Source organism: Hanstruepera ponticola (genome assembly GCF_012931685.1).
GTDB lineage: Bacteria > Bacteroidota > Bacteroidia > Flavobacteriales > Flavobacteriaceae > Hanstruepera > Hanstruepera ponticola.
Genome location: NZ_JABANC010000009.1, coordinates 1 through 18063, shown reverse-complemented (window position 1 = coordinate 18063; position 18063 = coordinate 1). Strand labels below are relative to the sequence as shown.

Annotated in this window: 16 protein-coding genes; 5 read left to right on the top strand and 11 right to left on the bottom strand. The window is 34.0% G+C overall.

Annotated elements, in window-relative coordinates:
* Positions 1–40 precede the first annotated feature (40 nt).
* From HGK31_RS13995 to gcvT, 4 genes are read right to left on the bottom strand one after another with little or no spacing between them, the layout of a single operon-like run.
* Positions 41–331: a 4a-hydroxytetrahydrobiopterin dehydratase gene (locus HGK31_RS13995; protein WP_191860910.1), complete on the bottom strand. Its 291-nt coding sequence runs from the start codon at positions 329–331 to the stop codon at positions 41–43.
* A 50-nt stretch (positions 332–381) separates the two neighbouring features.
* Positions 382–1212: a sugar nucleotide-binding protein gene (locus HGK31_RS13990; RefSeq protein ID WP_191860908.1), complete on the bottom strand. Its 831-nt coding sequence runs from the start codon at positions 1210–1212 to the stop codon at positions 382–384.
* A 22-nt stretch (positions 1213–1234) separates the two neighbouring features.
* Positions 1235–2149, bottom strand: coding sequence for a glutaminase (locus HGK31_RS13985; RefSeq protein WP_191860906.1), 915 nt, complete (start codon positions 2147–2149; stop codon positions 1235–1237).
* Between the two features lie 4 nt (positions 2150–2153).
* Positions 2154–3236 carry a glycine cleavage system aminomethyltransferase GcvT gene (gene gcvT / locus HGK31_RS13980; RefSeq protein WP_191860904.1) on the bottom strand — a complete coding sequence of 361 codons (1083 nt, stop codon included), beginning with the start codon at positions 3234–3236 and terminating at the stop codon, positions 2154–2156.
* Positions 3237–3433: 197 nt separating this feature from the next.
* Here gcvT and HGK31_RS13975 point away from each other — a divergent pair, with 197 nt between their 5' ends.
* Both HGK31_RS13975 and HGK31_RS13970 read left to right on the top strand, forming a co-directional pair.
* The gene (locus tag HGK31_RS13975; protein ID WP_191860902.1) at positions 3434–5068 is read left to right on the top strand and encodes an aminopeptidase P N-terminal domain-containing protein; all 1635 of its coding nucleotides are present in this window, start codon (positions 3434–3436) and stop codon (positions 5066–5068) included.
* A gap of 221 nt (positions 5069–5289) precedes the next feature.
* A complete protein-coding gene (locus tag HGK31_RS13970) occupies positions 5290–5436 on the top strand; it encodes a hypothetical protein (protein ID WP_191860900.1) in 147 nt (48 codons plus the stop codon).
* 192 nt (positions 5437–5628) lie between these two features.
* Here the strand turns inward: HGK31_RS13970 and HGK31_RS13965 are convergent, their stop codons facing one another.
* The 6 genes from HGK31_RS13965 to thrA form a co-directional block, all read right to left on the bottom strand.
* Entirely contained in the window at positions 5629–6066 is a 438-nt protein-coding gene (locus tag HGK31_RS13965; protein WP_191860898.1) for a hypothetical protein, read from the bottom strand.
* Between the two features lie 158 nt (positions 6067–6224).
* The gene (locus HGK31_RS13960) at positions 6225–6734 is read right to left on the bottom strand and encodes a hypothetical protein (RefSeq protein ID WP_191860896.1); all 510 of its coding nucleotides are present in this window, start codon (positions 6732–6734) and stop codon (positions 6225–6227) included.
* A gap of 226 nt (positions 6735–6960) precedes the next feature.
* The gene (locus HGK31_RS13955; RefSeq protein ID WP_191860894.1) at positions 6961–7476 is read right to left on the bottom strand and encodes a GNAT family N-acetyltransferase; all 516 of its coding nucleotides are present in this window, start codon (positions 7474–7476) and stop codon (positions 6961–6963) included.
* 210 nt (positions 7477–7686) lie between these two features.
* Positions 7687–8982 carry a threonine synthase gene (gene thrC / locus HGK31_RS13950; RefSeq protein WP_191860892.1) on the bottom strand — a complete coding sequence of 432 codons (1296 nt, stop codon included), beginning with the start codon at positions 8980–8982 and terminating at the stop codon, positions 7687–7689.
* Entirely contained in the window at positions 8983–9906 is a 924-nt protein-coding gene (locus HGK31_RS13945) for a homoserine kinase (RefSeq protein ID WP_191860890.1), read from the bottom strand.
* Between the two features lie 3 nt (positions 9907–9909).
* A complete protein-coding gene (gene thrA, locus HGK31_RS13940) occupies positions 9910–12357 on the bottom strand; it encodes a bifunctional aspartate kinase/homoserine dehydrogenase I (RefSeq protein ID WP_191860888.1) in 2448 nt (815 codons plus the stop codon).
* Between the two features lie 292 nt (positions 12358–12649).
* Here thrA and HGK31_RS13935 point away from each other — a divergent pair, with 292 nt between their 5' ends.
* Positions 12650–14221, top strand: coding sequence for an NAD(P)H-hydrate dehydratase (locus HGK31_RS13935; protein WP_191860886.1), 1572 nt, complete (start codon positions 12650–12652; stop codon positions 14219–14221).
* Between the two features lie 31 nt (positions 14222–14252).
* On the opposite strand, the gene HGK31_RS13930 is transcribed toward HGK31_RS13935, so the two are convergent.
* Positions 14253–15296 (bottom strand): TlpA family protein disulfide reductase, encoded by a 1044-nt coding sequence (locus tag HGK31_RS13930; protein ID WP_191860884.1) that lies wholly within the window; start codon positions 15294–15296, stop codon positions 14253–14255.
* 119 nt (positions 15297–15415) lie between these two features.
* Here HGK31_RS13930 and hutH point away from each other — a divergent pair, with 119 nt between their 5' ends.
* Both hutH and HGK31_RS13920 read left to right on the top strand, forming a co-directional pair.
* Entirely contained in the window at positions 15416–16924 is a 1509-nt protein-coding gene (gene hutH / locus HGK31_RS13925; protein ID WP_191860882.1) for a histidine ammonia-lyase, read from the top strand.
* Positions 16925–17321: 397 nt separating this feature from the next.
* The coding region (locus HGK31_RS13920) for a hypothetical protein (protein WP_191860879.1) at positions 17322–18063 on the top strand (742 nt) is incomplete at its 3' end.

Genomic DNA, 18063 nt, shown 5'->3' with positions numbered 1-18063 from the left:
TAGTAATTAGAAGGGAAAAGTAATAAAAAAATTGGAGTAATTAATCTTGAACTTCAACAATCATTTCAATAGCTTCTGCTAGTTTGAAATCCTTATCGGTTACACCATCAGCGTCATGCGTTGATAATGAAATGGATAGTACGTTATAAACATTTGTCCATTCCGGATGATGATTTTGAGCTTCACATTCAAAAGCAATGCGGCTCATAGCGCTAAAACAGTCTTTGAAATTATCAAATTCAAATTCAGCGTAAAGCGCACCATCATAATACTCCCAATCTGGGAAACGCAATAATTTCTTTTCAATGTCTTGTGGATCTAATTTTTTCATTTTTATAGGTTTATTACCTAAAAGTAATGAAATACTTACTAAAATTGAACTTATTGTATTAATTCTTTTAAAACATCTTTGCTTTGTAATTGTAAATGCTTTGGGAGTAAATGCTCTTTGGGTAAAACAGCCAAATATCTATCATCATTTGTTGTGTAAACGCGTTTTATAATAGGGTTTTTGGCATTTAATGACTCAATAATTTCTTCAATAAAAGTTTCATGATGCACTAAATCCTGACTTCCTAAATGATAAATTCCGAATTTATTGCGATTTATTATATAATGGATTTGTTGTGTGACTTTCAGATCTGAAGTTACATTCATTATTAAATTAGGGAATACTTCAATAGGCTCTTTTTCTTTTAACAATAACTTTATCTCTTCAACTCTCGGAGCATGTTTTCCCAATACCATAGGCAATCTCAAAATGGCTACTTGCTTTTTAGGTAAACGCATAAGCATATTTTCAATTTTTATTTTGAAATGTCCATAAACACTATTGCTGTAAGTTTTGTCATTTTCGTAACTGGGATACTTACTGTAGCCATCAAAAACATTGGCAGATGATAAGAATAGCATTTTACACTTATGTAATTTCATGTAATCCACTATGTGCGTATGAGCAATAACTTGTGCCGAAAAATCTCCTCGTAATGATGAAATAATTATGGTTGGTTTTACGATGTTCAATATTTCAAAAACATCATCTTCTTCAACAGCATACTGAAAAAAGTGATGATTTTTTTCAAATTCCCGTTTGGGAGTTCTATACGTTCCAAAGGTTCTAAAGTAGCCACAAAGCTCTTTATATATAGCATTTCCTATAAAACCACTGGCGCCAAGTATTAATATGGTATGTTTATTTTCTTCTTTCTTCATTTACATTTTAAAAATAAACGAATTAAAAAATAGACTGATTGGCTAGTGTGGTAAATTGTTCAAGGGCTTGCATGCCTAGTTTGGAGTTGCCACGCTCATTTAATCCTGGAGACCATACGGATATTACAAACTCATTGGGTAATAAAGCAACGATGCCTCCACCAACACCACTTTTACCAGGTAATCCAACTTCAAAGGCAAATTCGCCAGCCTCATCGTAAAATCCACAAGTAAGCATAATGGCATTTATACGCTTGGCTTGACTTTTGGTAAGTCGGCCTTTACTGGCTAAACATTCACCCTTGTTAGCAAAAAGGTAAAAAGCTTTGCTGAGTTGTGCGCATGACATTTCTAATGCACATTGATGAAAGTAAAAATCCAATACAACTTCAACATCATTATTTAAGTTGTTAAACGATTTTAGAAGATTGGCTGCAGCATAATTTTTAAAACCAGTTTCTTTTTCTGATTGAGTTACTTTGAGGTTATAATTTATACTGTTATCGCCTGTTATATCACGTACGTAATTTAAAAAATCTGTTTTGGGGTTTTCTAAATTTGACACTAAAATATCGGCTATAACAATAGCACCCGAATTAATAAAAGGATTTCTGGGAAGGCCTTTTTCTAACTCTAAAAGCGATAAGTGATTAAAGGGGTTTCCGGAAGGTTCAACATCCAAGCGTTTCCAAATGGCAGTACCCATTTGAGACATTGCCAATGCCAGAGATAAAACTTTTGAAATACTTTGAATAGAAAACAGCTGTTGCGAATTTCCCACAGCATATTGTTCACCAGAAATTAATTGTAAATGAACACCAAAATTATTAATATCAACATTGGCCAATTCAGGAATGTAACTGGCTATTTTACCTTTGTCTTTTTCCTGTCTAACAGATTGGTTAATGGTGTTTAAAATGTTTTGGTAATCAATCATCGTGTTAACCTTTATAAAAAGGCAATTTTACTACAGTAGCAGGAACGGCATTTTTACGTATTTGAATATTTATTTTACTACCAAAATCGCTAAATGCTGGAGCAACATATCCAAGACCAATACCTTTTTTTAAGGAAGGAGACATGGTTCCAGAAGTTACTTTACCTATAAGTTCACCATTACTGTCAACAATATCATAACCACTTCTAGGAATACCTTTGTCGTCTAATTCAAAAGCAATTAATTTACGTCTTAAAACACGTTTTTTCTCTTCTGAAAGCTTATCGGAATTAGTAAATGTTTTGGTGAATTTTGTAATCCATCCCAATCCAGCTTCAAAAGGTGAGGTTGTATCATCAATATCATTACCATATAAACAATATCCCATTTCTAACCGCAAGGTATCTCGGGCAGCTAAACCAATTGGTTTTATACCAAAATCAGCTCCAGCTTCCATGACCTTATCCCAAACTTGTTTAACCTCATTGTTTTTACAATAAATTTCAAATCCGCCACTTCCTGTATAACCAGTCGCTGAAATAATAACATGTTCTATACCTGCAAAATCACCAACAACAAAATTGTAAAATTTAATTTCTGATAAATCATGACTGGTCAAACTTTGCATAGCCTCAACAGCTTTTGGACCTTGAATTGCCAAGAGGGAATAGTCCTCACTTAAATCACGCATAGTAGCTCCAACATCATTTTTAGATTCTATCCAGTTCCAATCTTTTTCAATATTACTAGCGTTAACAACCAATAAATAGGTTTCTTCCTTGACACGATAAACTATTAAATCATCAATAATACCACCATTGTCATTGGGTAAGCAGCTATACTGTGCTTTGCCGACTGTTAATTTTGAAGCATCATTACTCGTCACTTTTTGAATAAGTTCTAAACCATGAGGACCTTCTATTAAAAATTCACCCATATGTGATACATCAAACACACCAACAGCATTACGTACAGTTTCGTGTTCTATGTTTACGCCTTCATATTGTACTGGCATATTGTATCCTGCAAAAGGAACCATTTTTGCTCCAAGAGCTATGTGTGTTTCAGTTAAAGCGGTATTTTTCATCAAAAAATAGGTTTTGATTCCGTTGTTACGAAATGCGATTTATTTGTCATTAATTTACTCGCAAAAGTATTGAAAATTATCTGTTTTATTTTAGGATTGGGTTGATATTCTGCAATTAAAACTTTGTTAATTTTTTTTATTTATATGGTGCTTTTCACAATTAAAAATTATTTTAGGGCTCTTAAAACCCATTCATAATGAAACTAAAATTATTTATTCTTTGCTCACTTTTCTTTTCAATGACCATTTTTGCACAAGATGGTTTGCCAACCGATTATTTGAGTGCTGATTTCCACAAAGAAAGACGTGCTGCTTTGCGGGCTAAAATGGCTGATAACAGTGTTGCTGTATTTTTTGCCAATCCCGTGAGAAATCGTGCTAACGATGTGGATTATGTGTATCATCAAGATCCTAATTTTTACTACTTAACAGGTTATAAAGAACCTCATGCTGTATTGGTGGTTTTTAAAGACAATCAAACCGATGACAAGGGTAATACCTATAATGAAATTTTATATGTACAGGAACGAAATGCGCAAGCAGAACAGTGGACGGGAAGACGGTTAGGAATAGAAGGTGCTAAAAATCAATTGGGTTTTGATGTGGCCTACAATGGATCTGAATTTGCGAACTCTGGAATAGATTATAGTGCGTTTAACAAAGTCATGTTTAATAATTTTAATAATGATTATCGTGATTCTAAACGTGATAAAGCCGATTTATACAGTTTAGTAGAATCGTTTAAAACACAAGTGAATTTTGATGAATCTGTTGATGAAGATCCTATAAAAAAGCGTGTTTATGAGATGATAAAAGCTACAGAGGTAGAAAATAGTGCTAATGTGGCACAGATGATTAGCAGGGCTTTTGAGCAGTTTCCAGAATTGGAAAACGATGAGGTTATTGCTGGCTATGTAAATGCCACTGATGATAAAACCCGTATTGAGTTGAAGCAACAGGTTATTAGAATTGAATCGGAAGCACCAAAAAGTAATTTAGATACCAAATCATTATCAACTATTATGGCAAGTTTACGCCAGTTGAAGACTGAAGAAGAAATGGTTTTACTGAATAAAGCAGTGCGAATTTCGGCCATGGGGCAACGCGAGATTATGAAAGCTATGCATCCTGGTATGTCTGAAACCGAAGTACAAGGTATTCATGAGTATGTTTACAAAAAATATGGTAGTGAGTATGAAGGTTATCCAAGTATTGTTGGAGCAGGAAACAATGGTTGTGTATTACACTACATAGAAAATACGAAAATGAAATTGGAAAACGATTTGGTCTTAATGGATTTAGGTGCAGAATACCATGGTTATACAGCTGATGTTACCCGAACTATACCAGCAAATGGTAAATTCACACCAGAGCAAAAAGCTGTTTACGATATTGTTTATGATGCCCAAGAGGCAGGTATTGCGGCTTCTACAGTTGGTGCACCATTTAGGTCTGTTGATGCAGCTAGTAGAAAAGTGGTTAATGAAGGTTTAGTAAGATTAGGCATTGTTAAAACAGTAGATGAAGCACGCCAATATTTCCCTCATGGAACTTCACATTATTTAGGGTTAGACGTTCATGATCCAGGCGATTATGGTGATTTACAAGCTAATATGGTTATTACGGTTGAGCCTGGAATTTATATTCCTGATGGAAGCCCTTGTGATGAAAAATGGTGGGGCATTGCTGTGCGTATTGAAGATGATATATTAATTACCGATAAAGGTCCTGTAAACTTATCAGCCGAAGCACCACGCAAGTCTGATGAGATTGAAGCCTTAATGAAAGAAAAAAGTGCATTAGATGACTTTGTACTGCCGAAATTAGATTAGATAAAAACGAATTACTATTTATAAAAACCCAAATAGCTCTTGATTGTTGTTTGGGTTTGTTGTTATTGGGTAATTATTGACGATTGACAATTGATGACAGATGGCAGATGACCGATGATTCCCGACGCTAAAGGTCGGGAGACTTGCTGATTTGTTAATTTGGTTATTGGTTGATTGTCATTACGAGGGAGGTACGACCGAAGTAATCTGTTTGTTTACTTATGGACTATGAGATTGCTTCTGCTGACGTTTGCAGTCAGCATCGCAATGACGTGTTGATGACTGTTGGAACGACCAATAACACTCGGGGAATGACCAATAACTCTTGGGGAATGACCAATAACGCAACTGGAATGGTTAAAAACTGAACGTGAACGCTTAATAACGCAGGTGTACCACTCAATCACGCAATTGTAATGCTTAATCAAAACTTTGTAGAGGCTAATAAGAAGTCTAGAATATTTAATGAAAAGCTCGGGATGCTATATCAGGACTAGTATATGATGAAACTTATAGAAGTACTTTAGTGAAAAATTAATGCTTTTTACCGCAGTACTTTGTTACCCGACGTTTTTTTCTTTCCGTACAATATGGTGAAATTCTTGTGTCTGTTCCTTTTCCGATTTATATTCTTTTTCGTCTGTTAATATCCAAGAGTTTAAATTCAGATATAGTTCAGTAATTCCTTTCGTTCGAGATTTCTTTTTTCTTGTAGTAAATTCAACTTTAAATTCCGCCTTTACTTTAGCTTCTTTAATTAATTCCTTTTCGATATTGTGCTTTTTTAAATCTTCAGCGAACCATTCCGAAATTTCGTGAAACATATTAAAGTCAGTTTTCGATTCAGCATTGTTGAGTTTTTGAGTTCTATTTAGGAAATCAAATTCAATAATTCCATTTTTCAATTCAACCAAAGATTTCATATCATTCACTATTTTGCAACCGGCGAACATATCACAAAAAATATCAGCATTATGTTGTAGTCTTTTCCTTCTCATTGTTGTATGGTCAAATGTAGGGTAACGTTTATGTATATGGAAAGTTGCGTGTTTGTGTGCGACGATTTTCCGAAGGAAAATCAGATACAAGCAAACGAGCAACTAACTTTGGTTTAGCCAAACCAGCAATTTTTTATATACGGTGTTGTAACCAGTTTTTATTTTTCATTACTCAATTCGTCAAAAAAATTGCTCGGATTTCTTAAAAATCGGTCAGCATCTGAACCTTTTATTAATTGTGCTAAATCCAAAATATTCGGTTTGCATAAATTTCCGTTTCTGTCCATTAAAATCCAATCATTTTCTTTACAAATATCAAGCATTGAATTAAGGAAATTCAGAGTAGTATCTGTTAAGTCAGTCCGAAACATAAATTCATCGATAAATTCATTAGTTTTATTTAAACCAAGACTAACATCGTGGTCAAATTCCGCTTTTTCACTTTTCCAAATTGTATCGTCAGTCCAACTTGCACGAGTAATTATTTTGTCAATTTGTTTTTCTAATTCCGCTATATTAACTTCTATCTCTTTCCACCAATTTGTTGTTCTTGCATCTTCAAATTCAGGCTCTAAATCATCGTTGTCAGTTTCAGTATATTTTTCCCAAAACTTTTCCCATTCAGAATGTTTAATTTCCAATTGATTTGGTATTTCTCCAAATTTCATTTCAATCGCCTTTTTCGGCAGTATGTATGTTATAAATTGGTTAATTGCCATTCGGTTTCTCAAATTGGTTACAACTTGTTATATCAGTATAAATATAGTTTTTTTGGGTGTCATTTTCGGGATATGAGAACTTTTTGTTGTGTTTGCTTATGATCTATAAGATTGCCTGCCAATAGGCATGCAGGAATCCAGTTTCGTTGTTTTTTTTATGTAAAAACAAGAGTAATTAGTAATCCAAAAGCATTTGATGGTTGGGATTATAATGGGTGTCAGAAATTTTAAAATCATAGCTTCCTACAATTTCAAACCCAGCTTTTTTATAAAATGCTATAGCCTTATGGTTTTCAACCCAAGTGTAGAGCCACATACCTGTTTGGTCATGGTTTTTTGAGAAGGTCACACAAAAATTAAAGAGTTCTAAGCCTAACTTTAAATGATGATATTCTTGCAAAACATAAAGTCGTTCTAATTTGGTGGTGGTTTTATTAGGAATGTTTTTACCAGTAACATTCAATACCAATTTAGAATAACCAATTGGTGTTTCGTTGTGATACAAAATATGGTAATGGTTTTTAGCTTGCTTGAGTTCGCGCTCAAATTCAGATATTGAAAATTTTGATTTTACGTAATTCGTAATATCTTTTTTAGAAGCACTGTGGCCGTGAGATTCTAAAAAAGTAGTTTTACCAAGTTCTGCAAGTTGTTTTGCATCTATTGGTGTGGCAGTTAAAATGGTGGTCATAAGATAATAGCGTTTACTTATTTCTATTTGATGTGTATTTTGAAAGTAAAAATATATAAATCTGTCAGTTCGAGTGATTTTGAGGAACGAAAAATTGTATCGAGAACTCTATTTAAAGATGAAATTCTTGTTTTCGATACATCACGCTCATAGCGTGACACTCAAACTGACGAATTTCATCAAATTACACATAGATTTACTTTGATTGGTTTACGACATAAGTAGGTAGTTTTTTAATTCTTGGTATGAACCGATTTTGCTGGCTTTCTTTTCTCGGTTCATAACCGCTTGAATTTGTTTGGGCAATGCAACAGTTGTATTGATGGTTTCCTCAACCACATCTAAAAATTTAGTGGGGTGAGCCGTTTCCAAAAACACACAATGGGCACTAGGGTTTTGTTTTAAATAGGCCTTGCTTCCTAAATACCCAACTGCACCATGCGGATCGGCAATATAGTTATATTTATTATACAGTTCTTTCATAGCTTCGCGTGTTTCAGCATCGGTAAAACTAAATCCTGAAAGATTCTTTTTCAGCGTATCAAAATCATGATTATAGATTTCTTGAATCCTTATAAAATTACTCGGGTTTCCAACATCCATAGCATTACTAATAGTCTGAACAGATGGTTTGGGCATATATTCTTGTGAATTTAAATAACTTGAAACGACATTGTTTTCATTATTTGAGGCAATAAAATGATTGATAGGTAAGCCTAATTGCTGTGCCATCATACCTGCGCAAATGTTTCCAAAATTCCCGCTTGGTACTGAAAACACGATATTGTCATACTGGTTGTGCAATTGTTTGTAAGCAAACATAAAATAGAACAGTTGCGGTAGCCATCTAGCCACGTTAATGGAGTTGGCCGAGGTCAATTGCATGTGATTTGTAATGTCAGTATCTAAAAAGGCTTGCTTGACCATGTCTTGGCAATCATCAAAAACACCATCAACTTCCAATGCCGTAATATTTTGTCCTAAAGTAGTTAATTGTTTTTCCTGAATGTCGCTCACTTTACCACTAGGATAGAGGATAACCACATTAACGCCAGGAACACCCAAAAACCCATTAGCAACAGCTCCTCCAGTATCTCCAGAAGTGGCTACTAACACAGTCACTTCATTTTCATTATTTTGATTGAAATACCCAAGACAGCGAGCCATAAAGCGGGCACCAACATCTTTAAACGCCATGGTTGGACCATGAAACAATTCCAAAGTTGATATATGGTCATTTATGGTTACAATAGGAAACTCAAACGACAGCGTTTCATCAATAATTTGTTGCAATATTGATTCTGGAATGTCTGGCTCAACAAATTGTTTGATAGCTTCAAAAGCTATTTCGGAATATGAAAGATTATCAATATTTTCAAAAAACGATTTTGGTAAGGGTGTGATGCTTTCTGGAAAGTATAAACCTTTGTCAGGAGCGATTCCTTTTATTACGGCTTCCTTAAATGTAGCTTTATTGGATTTATTGTTTAATGAGTAAAAGTTCATTTAAGTAATTGTTTTGACGCCATCAACACTGATTTCAGATGTAAAAGTATAAAATTCAATTTCGGTATGCGAATAAACTTTGCGCATAGATTCTTCAACGGCTTTGGCTGTTTCCATGCCCTTTGATAAGGCAAAGATGGTTGGTCCAGCACCAGAAATACCTGCACCCAAGGCGCCAGTATTTAAAGCAGCACGTTTTACAGAATCAAAATGAGGAATTAATTTTTTGCGATAAGGTTCTACAATAACATCTTGTAGTGATCGACCAATTAATTTGTAATCGTTTGTATATAAGCCACTGACAAGACCTCCTACATTAGACCATTGTGTTATGGCATCTTTTAAAGGGATTTCTTGAGGTAATACGTTTCGAGCATCTTCTGTTTTGATTTCTATTTGTGGATGTAAAGCGGATATAAACAAATTATCGGGAACTGGTAAGCTAATAACTTCCACAGGATTTAAACTTCTAATTAAAACAAAACCGCCAAACAAAGCAGCGGACACGTTATCGGCAATTGGAGAGCCACAAGCGGCTTCTTCACCTAGCATGGCAAATTGTACTAATTCTGTTTTTGTAAATGGTTTACCTAATAGTTCATTAATAGCGAAAGCAGTGCCAGCTGCACTGGCAGCACTAGAACCTAATCCGCTTCCAGGTTTAAATCCTTTATAAATTTCAATATCTAAACCCAGCTGCATATTCTGGTCATTAAGCATAGCTTTAATAACGGTTCCTACTAAATTTTCATTAATGTTATAGGGTAGGTTAGCGCCTTCAATTTTAGTGATGATGAGTTGATTGTCATTTCGTTTGGTGAATACCATTTCATCGCCGATGCCTTCCAGCGCCAGGCCCAATGCATCAAATCCGCAAGAGATATTTGCAACAGTAGCTGGCGAAAAAATCTTTATTCTGTCCATAATTTAGTTGGTTCCAATTCGGATTATATCAGCAAACAAGCCTGAAGCGGTAACATCGGCTCCTGCACCAGCACCTTTAATTATCATAGGTTGTTCTGGATAGCGTTGGGTATAGAACATGACAATGTTATCTTTTCCTTCTAAATTATAGAATGGATGACCTTGCGGAATTTCTTTCAAGCCCACTTGTGCCTTCCCATTATTGAATTCGGCAACATATTTTAGCTGGCAATCTTTGGATTGTGCAGAGGCATAAAGTTTTTGAAAATGTGCTTCATCATCAATTAAAGTTTGATAAAATTTATCTACAGAATCACTTTCTAAATTAGCTTTAGTTAAAAAGGATTTATTCTCTATGTCATCTAAATTCATGTCTGTGCCACTTTCTCTTGCCAAAATAAGAATTTTTCGGGCCACATCAACACCAGATAAATCAATTCTGGGATCAGGTTCTGTATAGCCTTCTAATTGGGCTTGCTTTACCACGTCATGAAATTTTGTTTTGTCATTAAAATTATTAAAAACAAAATTCAAACTGCCCGAAAGAACAGCTTGTATAGACGTGACTTCATCACCTGAAGCTATTAAGTTATTTAAGGTGTCAATTATGGGTAAACCTGCACCAACATTAGTTTCAAATAAGAAAGGTGCGTTATATTTTCGTGATAAAAGTTTTAAATTATTATAGTTTTCCATATCACTAGAACAGGCTATTTTGTTACATGCAACAACAGCAATGCTTTCTTTTAAGTAATTAGTGTACATTTTGGCAACAGATTCATTGGCCGTAACATCAACAAAAATACTATTTCGTAAGTTGAAAGTCTTTACATGTTCAAAAAATGCCTCTAACGACGCTGATTCACCATTATCAAGATCAACGTTCCAGGTTTTTAATGATAATCCGGAATCATCAAATATCATTTTACGTGAGTTGGAGAGTCCAATGACGCGTAAGTTGATTTTGAGGTGTTCTTTTAAGTATTTTTTCTGCTGCTTAATTTGTTCTATTAACCGTTCACCAACGTTACCAACTCCAGTAATAAACACATTAAGTTGCTTATTCTGTTCTTCAAAAAACCGTTCATGTATAGTGTTTAGTGCCTTTTTTACATCCTTTTGAGCAATTACTGTCGAAATATTTTTTTCGGAGGCACCTTGGGCAATAGCTCGAATATTGATATTATTCTTACCTAAAGCGCTAAATAAACGTCCACTAATACCTTGATGATTTTTCATATTGTCACCAACTAGTGCTATAACAGCCAAATCATGCTCAATTATTATGGGATCAATTTTATGAAGTGAAATTTCATTCTCAAAAGTTGCATTTATAGCTTTTTCAGCTTTTATGGTATCAACATTTGCAATTCCAAAGCAAATGGAATGCTCTGAAGACGCTTGAGTGATTAAAATCACATTAATTTTCTCTTGGGCTAGTGTTTCAAAAAGTCTTTTTGAGAATCCTGGGATGCCCACCATGCCATTGCCTTGAAGGGTGAGTAGGGACATGTTATCTATATGGCTGATACCTCTCGCTACGGTTGTTTTGCCATTGGTGTAATCATTGGAAATTATAGTTCCAGAAGCTTCTGGTACCATAGTATTTTTTATATGGATTGGAATATTGTAATCCAAAACCGGCTGTACAGTTGGAGGATAAAGTACTTTAGCGCCAAAATGAGATAATTCCATAGCTTCTTGGTAGGACAAGTTTTTTATAGGATAAGCTTGTTTTACCAATTTCGGATTTGCCGTGTACATACCACTAACATCAGTCCATATTTCCAATCGATTAACTCGTAATGCAGCAGCAATAATCGCAGCTGTGAAATCAGAGCCACCACGACCTAAAGTGGTTTGTTCGCCACCTTCTGATTTCGAGATAAAACCAGGAAGAATGGTAATAGATTGTTTAGCATCTGCAAAATATGATAAGATGTTAGTATTTGTAAGATTAAAATTAACTTCAGCTTTGGTAAAATTGGAATCAGTGACAATGAGTTCTTGGCTATTTTTTCTCATAACACTGTTGCCACGTTCTTTTAGTGCTTCTGTGATTATATATGAGGATAAAAGCTCGCCAAAACTCAAAAGTTTGTCAGTTGTTTTTGGAGATAATTCATTGATTAAATAAATACCATCTAAAAGGCTTTTTAGGGCTTGTAATTTGGTTTCTAAATACTCTTTTGAAGTCGTGTCCTGAGATGAAATTAATTCAGACAATATATTTAAATGAATAGACTTAATATCTTTAAATTCAGATAGATAAGATTCATTTTTGTTTTGAGCAAGTTCTCCTGCTTTTAGAAGCTTATTAGTTATGCCACCAACTGCTGAAACCACGCAAATTAACGGTTCAGTTTTGGAATAGTTTTCTAAAATACCAATAACTTGTTTTATATTTTCTACGGAGCCTACAGATGTGCCGCCAAATTTTAATACATTCATAATAAATCAGTTGATAAATTGAATATGTTAGTAAGGGAAAAAAAGGATAAATTAATTACGGAGTTTTATATAGATTTAACCCCAAAGGGTCGTAAAAAAAGCAACTGTAATTATAGAACCCTTCGTAGAAGAAACGGCTGAAAAATTGATGTGTATTTGGTTTGAAAGTTGCATTTTTTATGTCTATACCTATCAAAAGTATTATTTTTACTGTAATAAAAAAATTAATCCCCTTTTTTTGGATTGAAGGGCTTTTTTATTCGATAAATTGTTAAAAATATAAAACAATCACATGAAGATTTTTTCAAAAGAACAAATATATGAAGGCGATAAGTTAACTGCTGAACGTCAAAACATTACTTCTACTGAACTAATGGAACGAGCAGGTACGCAAATTTTTAATTGGATTCACATGCGTATGCAAGGTGCTCAAGTACCTATTCACGTGTTTTGTGGTATAGGAAATAATGGTGGAGATGGCTTGGTTGTGGCACGTCATTTAATTACACATGGCTATAGCGTGCATACTTATGTGGTAAATTATAGTGATAAGCGCTCCAAAGATTTCTTGATAAATTATGAACGTATAAAGGAAACCACAAAAAAGTGGCCTACGCTTTTAGGATCTGATGACGAATTTCCAGCAATTGAGGCTCAAGATATTATTATTGATGCTGTTTTTGGTATTGGATTAAATCGTCCTCCTGCAGATTGGGTTGTTAAGTTGTTTCAACATTTTAGACAGTCGAAAGCGTTTACATTATCTATAGATATACCATCAGGTTTAATAACTGATAGAGTGCCTGAAAATGAAAATCAAGTTGTTTGGGCTGGTTATACGTTAAGTTTTCAAGCTCCAAAACTGGTTTTCTTTTTGCCAGCTACAGGTAAATACACAATACAGTGGGAAGTGTTAGATATTGGTATAGATAGAGAGTATTTAATGACAACACCAACTGAAGTAGAGTTGATTGGAAAACAAGAGGTTTTACCAATTTATAAGCCTCGAGAAAAATTTTCACATAAAGGAAACTACGGTCATGCGTTAATAATTGGAGGAAGTTATGGTAAAATAGGTGCAGTTACATTAGCCAGTAGAGCTGCTTTAACTTCAGGTGCAGGTTTGATTACTGCTTTTGTGCCCAAATGTGGGTATGTACCATTGCAAACAAGTTTTCCAGAAGCTATGGTTATAACGGATAATGAAGAGTCTTTTGTATCAAACATCACAGTAGATTTTAAGCCTAGTGCTATAGGTATTGGTGTGGGTTTGGGAACTAATGAACAAACACTAGATGCTTTAGAAAAATTTCTTAAAGAAAATGAATCTCCTTTAGTTATCGATGCCGATGGACTTAATGGTCTATCTAAAAACAAAGAGCTAATTAAGTTGTTACCTGAAAACACCGTTTTAACTCCTCATCCTAAAGAGTTAGAGAGATTAATAGGAACATGGAAAGATGATTTTGATAAACTTGCTAAAACCAAAGCCTTTTCCAAAAAAAATAAGCTGATAGTAGTATTAAAGGGTGCAAAAACAATTGTTGTAATGGGTGAAAAATTGTATGTCAATACTACTGGAAACCCTGGATTGGCAACTGGAGGAACAGGTGATGTTTTAACTGGAATAATTACTGGACTTATAGCGCAGGGGTATGATCCTTTAGCGTCATCGGTTTTCGGCGTTTATTTGCATGGTAAAGCTGCAGATATTGCTGTTGAAGATTTAGGGTATCAAAGCCTTATAGCTTCTGATGTTATTGATGCTTTAGGCGAAGCTTATATTGATCTTTTTAAACTGCCAGAAAATCAAGAGCCTATTGAAGAAGAAAGTAATGATAAAGAGCAAAAAAAGCCACAATAATGTGGCTTTTTTGTTTTGAAAATTTATGAGATTATATATTTAATTCCGTAAACAGTTCTTTCAATTTTTCACTTGATGGTCTTGGAGCATCAGGTGTCACAACGTTACCATCAGGATCTATAAGAATAAAACGCGGAATACCATTTATTTTATAATTCTGAACAAATTCAGATTGCCATCCTTTTGGAGCAAAAATTTGGATTCCACCTAATTCTTTATCTTTAACCATGGCCTTCCAGTCTTCACGTGCTTGGTCCCAAGATCCTCCATGAGTTCTGTCATCATCAATAGACATACTTACAAATTGAATGTTCTTATCATGGTATTCTTCTTCAATAGCCTTTAAAGCAGGTATTTCAGCTTTGCATGGTCCGCACCAGGTTGCCCAAACATCAATGTAAACATATTTACCTTTTAAATCTTCTAATGATGTTTTTGTGCCGTCATAATTTTCATAGTTTTCAAACGTCGGAGACTCTGCACCTTTAGGTAATTCTTTTTTGAGAGCTATAGCTTGACCAATATATCTTTTGTAGGAGTCGAGCATAGGTTCTAACGTTTTATTAGCACTATTAGTTATTGAAGTATCAATGTCCTTATTTGATGAATAAAATTCGCTCAATTGAGTTTTTATATTAGCTAACCTTTCTTCTAAAGTTTGCATGTCTTCAATAGTGCTTAACTCCTCAAAGTCAAGTAACTTCTCTTCCTTTAAGGCCTTTGTCGCTAAAAAATTACTATGTTCTGATCCTTTTCCAGTATATTTTGCTGTTTCATCAAACATTTTTGCGTCTAACGTCATATCAATTTCATAGCCATTTTTAAGAAAAACAGAAGTGGATTCCGCGCCATCATAAAAATTATAGATGCCAGTTTCAACTTTAAGAGTGTCGCTAAAAGTACCATCATCGTTAACTTTAATAGTCTTTGAGTAATCTCTGGTTCTCAAAACTATAGAGTCACTATTAGGATTGGTGATTTTACCTGAAAAAGTCACATAATCTTTAGGAGCTTCTTCTTTTTTTTCACACGCAAAAATTGATAATGCGCATAGTAATATTAAAGTTCTTTTCATGGGTTTATTTGTTTAATTTATCAAAAATATAATTTTAAATGAAAATCTTATTTAATTATTGATATTTGTTTGCATAATAAACAATGAATGTGGAATTTTGAAACCGATAAAATATTAATATGGATTCATTTCACTACATATCATCAGAAACTTTAAGTATTGAGAAAATATCAGATATCATTTCTGAAGACAAAAAACTTGCCCTTTCCGAGGAAGTCATCCAAAAAATAAATACTTGTAGAGAATATCTAAATGAAAAGTTGAGAGGTCAAGATAAGCCCATTTATGGTATTAATACTGGTTTCGGCTCCCTCTATAACATTAAAATCACCAAAGAAAACCTTACAAAACTTCAAGAAAATTTAGTTATGTCTCATGCTTGTGGGATGGGAGAGCATGTAACAAGTGATATTGTAAAAGTTATGTTGCTTTTAAAAATTCAATCGTTAAGTTATGGGCATAGTGGTGTGCAATTGGAAACTGTTGAAAGGTTGATAGCATTTTATAATAATAATATTTTACCAGTTGTATATACCCAAGGTTCTTTAGGAGCTTCAGGTGATTTAGCACCTCTAGCTCATTTGGCACTACCACTTTTAGGTAAAGGAACCGTTTTATATCATGATGAATTTTGTGAATCTAAAGATATTCTTAAGTTGTTTAATTGGAGTCCAATTAAATTACAATCAAAAGAAGGTTTGGCTTTACTTAACGGAACACAATTTATGAGTGCTTATGGTACTTGTTTATTGATAAAATCATATAAACTATCTTATTTAGCAGATTTAATAGGTAGTATTTCACTAGACGCTTTTGATGGTAGAATAGAGCCTTTCAATGAACTAGTACATTTGGTTAGACCTCATTCAGGTCAACTCAAAACAGCAGAGCGAGTTAGAGAATTTCTTGATGGGAGTGAATTAATTAAGCAAGAAAAAGAGCATGTTCAAGATCCTTACTCCTTTAGATGTATGCCTCAAGTTCATGGAGCAACAAAGGATACTCTAGAGTTTGTAAATAAAACAATTACAACAGAAATAAATTCTGTAACTGATAATCCTAATATCTTTAGTCAGGATGATGAGATTATTTCTGGAGGGAATTTTCATGGACAACCTTTAGCATTAGCTTTAGATTATCTTAAAATTGCTATGGCTGAATTAGGGAATATTTCAGAAAGACGTATTTTTCAATTGGTTTCTGGTTTAAGGAAATTGCCAACATTCTTGGTTGATAATCCAGGATTGAATTCAGGGTTTATGATTCCTCAATATACAGCAGCTAGTATTGTAAGCGCCAATAAACAACTAGCTTCGCCTGCAAGTGTCGATAGTATTGTTTCAAGTAATGGTCAAGAAGATCATGTTAGTATGGGAGCCAATGCTGCAACTCAAGCTTACGACTTAATTAATAATATTGAACGCATATTGTCAATTGAATTATTTAATGCTGCTCAAGCTATTGCTTTTAGAAGTCCGATAAAATCTTCTGACTTTATTGAATCTTTTCTAGCTGTGTATAGAAATGAAGTTGCTTTTGTATCAAATGACAGGGAGCTTTATATTGATTTAGAGAACTCATTGAATTTTCTTCAAAATTTAACAATTGATAATACTGAATTGTACTAATTAGATTACACATTATCTAATAAAAATGTCGATTATCTAATTTACTTTGAAACGGGTATGTGAATTATTTATATTCGTTATCAGAATATTTTTTCTAAATTTATTCTTCCTACAATTTTAGCATTTAATTGGTTAATAGCATTTAAGTGCCTCAATTTTACTTCATAAGAATAACTTGTTATTTTTAAGATGTTGCTCATCTTGAAAGTAATTGTTGTATTACAACAACTGTGTTATGTTAACGCATTATTAATCAAACTAAAATGTTATGTTAATGTACACTTTTACCTCAAAATTGAGAGTTACCAATTGTTGGAGCTCTCTAAAAACACTATGTTCTTTTTGGGATAAAAAAACCATTCATTCTAATAGCAGTTATAAACTGTTGTTAACGTTAATGGTTTTTTTGTTTCTATCTTTTCAAGGTTTTAGTCAAAGAACTATACTTGGAGATGAACAGCAACAAGCTGTTATTACAACAAATGCAGTTGATTCTAATTTAGGATGTAACCCTATTGTGGTTCCGCCTGAATTTGATACAGATGTCAAATGCGATATTTTTGTTACTACAAACGGACCACAAAATGCTGGTGGATTTGATTGTAGTTTTTCTCAAACGTGGACGGCATATTTAGTAAAGAATTGTGGTTACACCGCAACCCCAGTCTCTATCACATATACATGGACAGAAGACAATCTGCCTCCCAAGGTTAATTGTAGTGCAATTCCAGGAGGTGATCTAGGTTGTAACCCTGAATCTATACCAAGCGGAGAAAGTTTAATAGATTTTATAACTGTAGATGATAATTGTTTTGGAGCAGCTGATAATTCAGTTGTTTTTGTTGATGAAACAATACTTGATGATGAAGGATGTGAGAGAAGTGTAACATATATCTTTAAAGCTACAGATCCATGTGGTAATACATCATATGATTTTGAAGCTTGTAGTGTAACATACACATGGACTTTTGATGATGAAGCACCTGTGATTTCTTTGAATCCCGATAGTTCTGAATCAGGTGATTTAGGCTGTAATGCTGAATTGGTACCACCAATGTTTGAAGCAACAGACAACTGTGGTGTAGGTGAGCCAATAGTAACAACAGCAGGTCCAACAAATGACGGATGTGCATATAGCC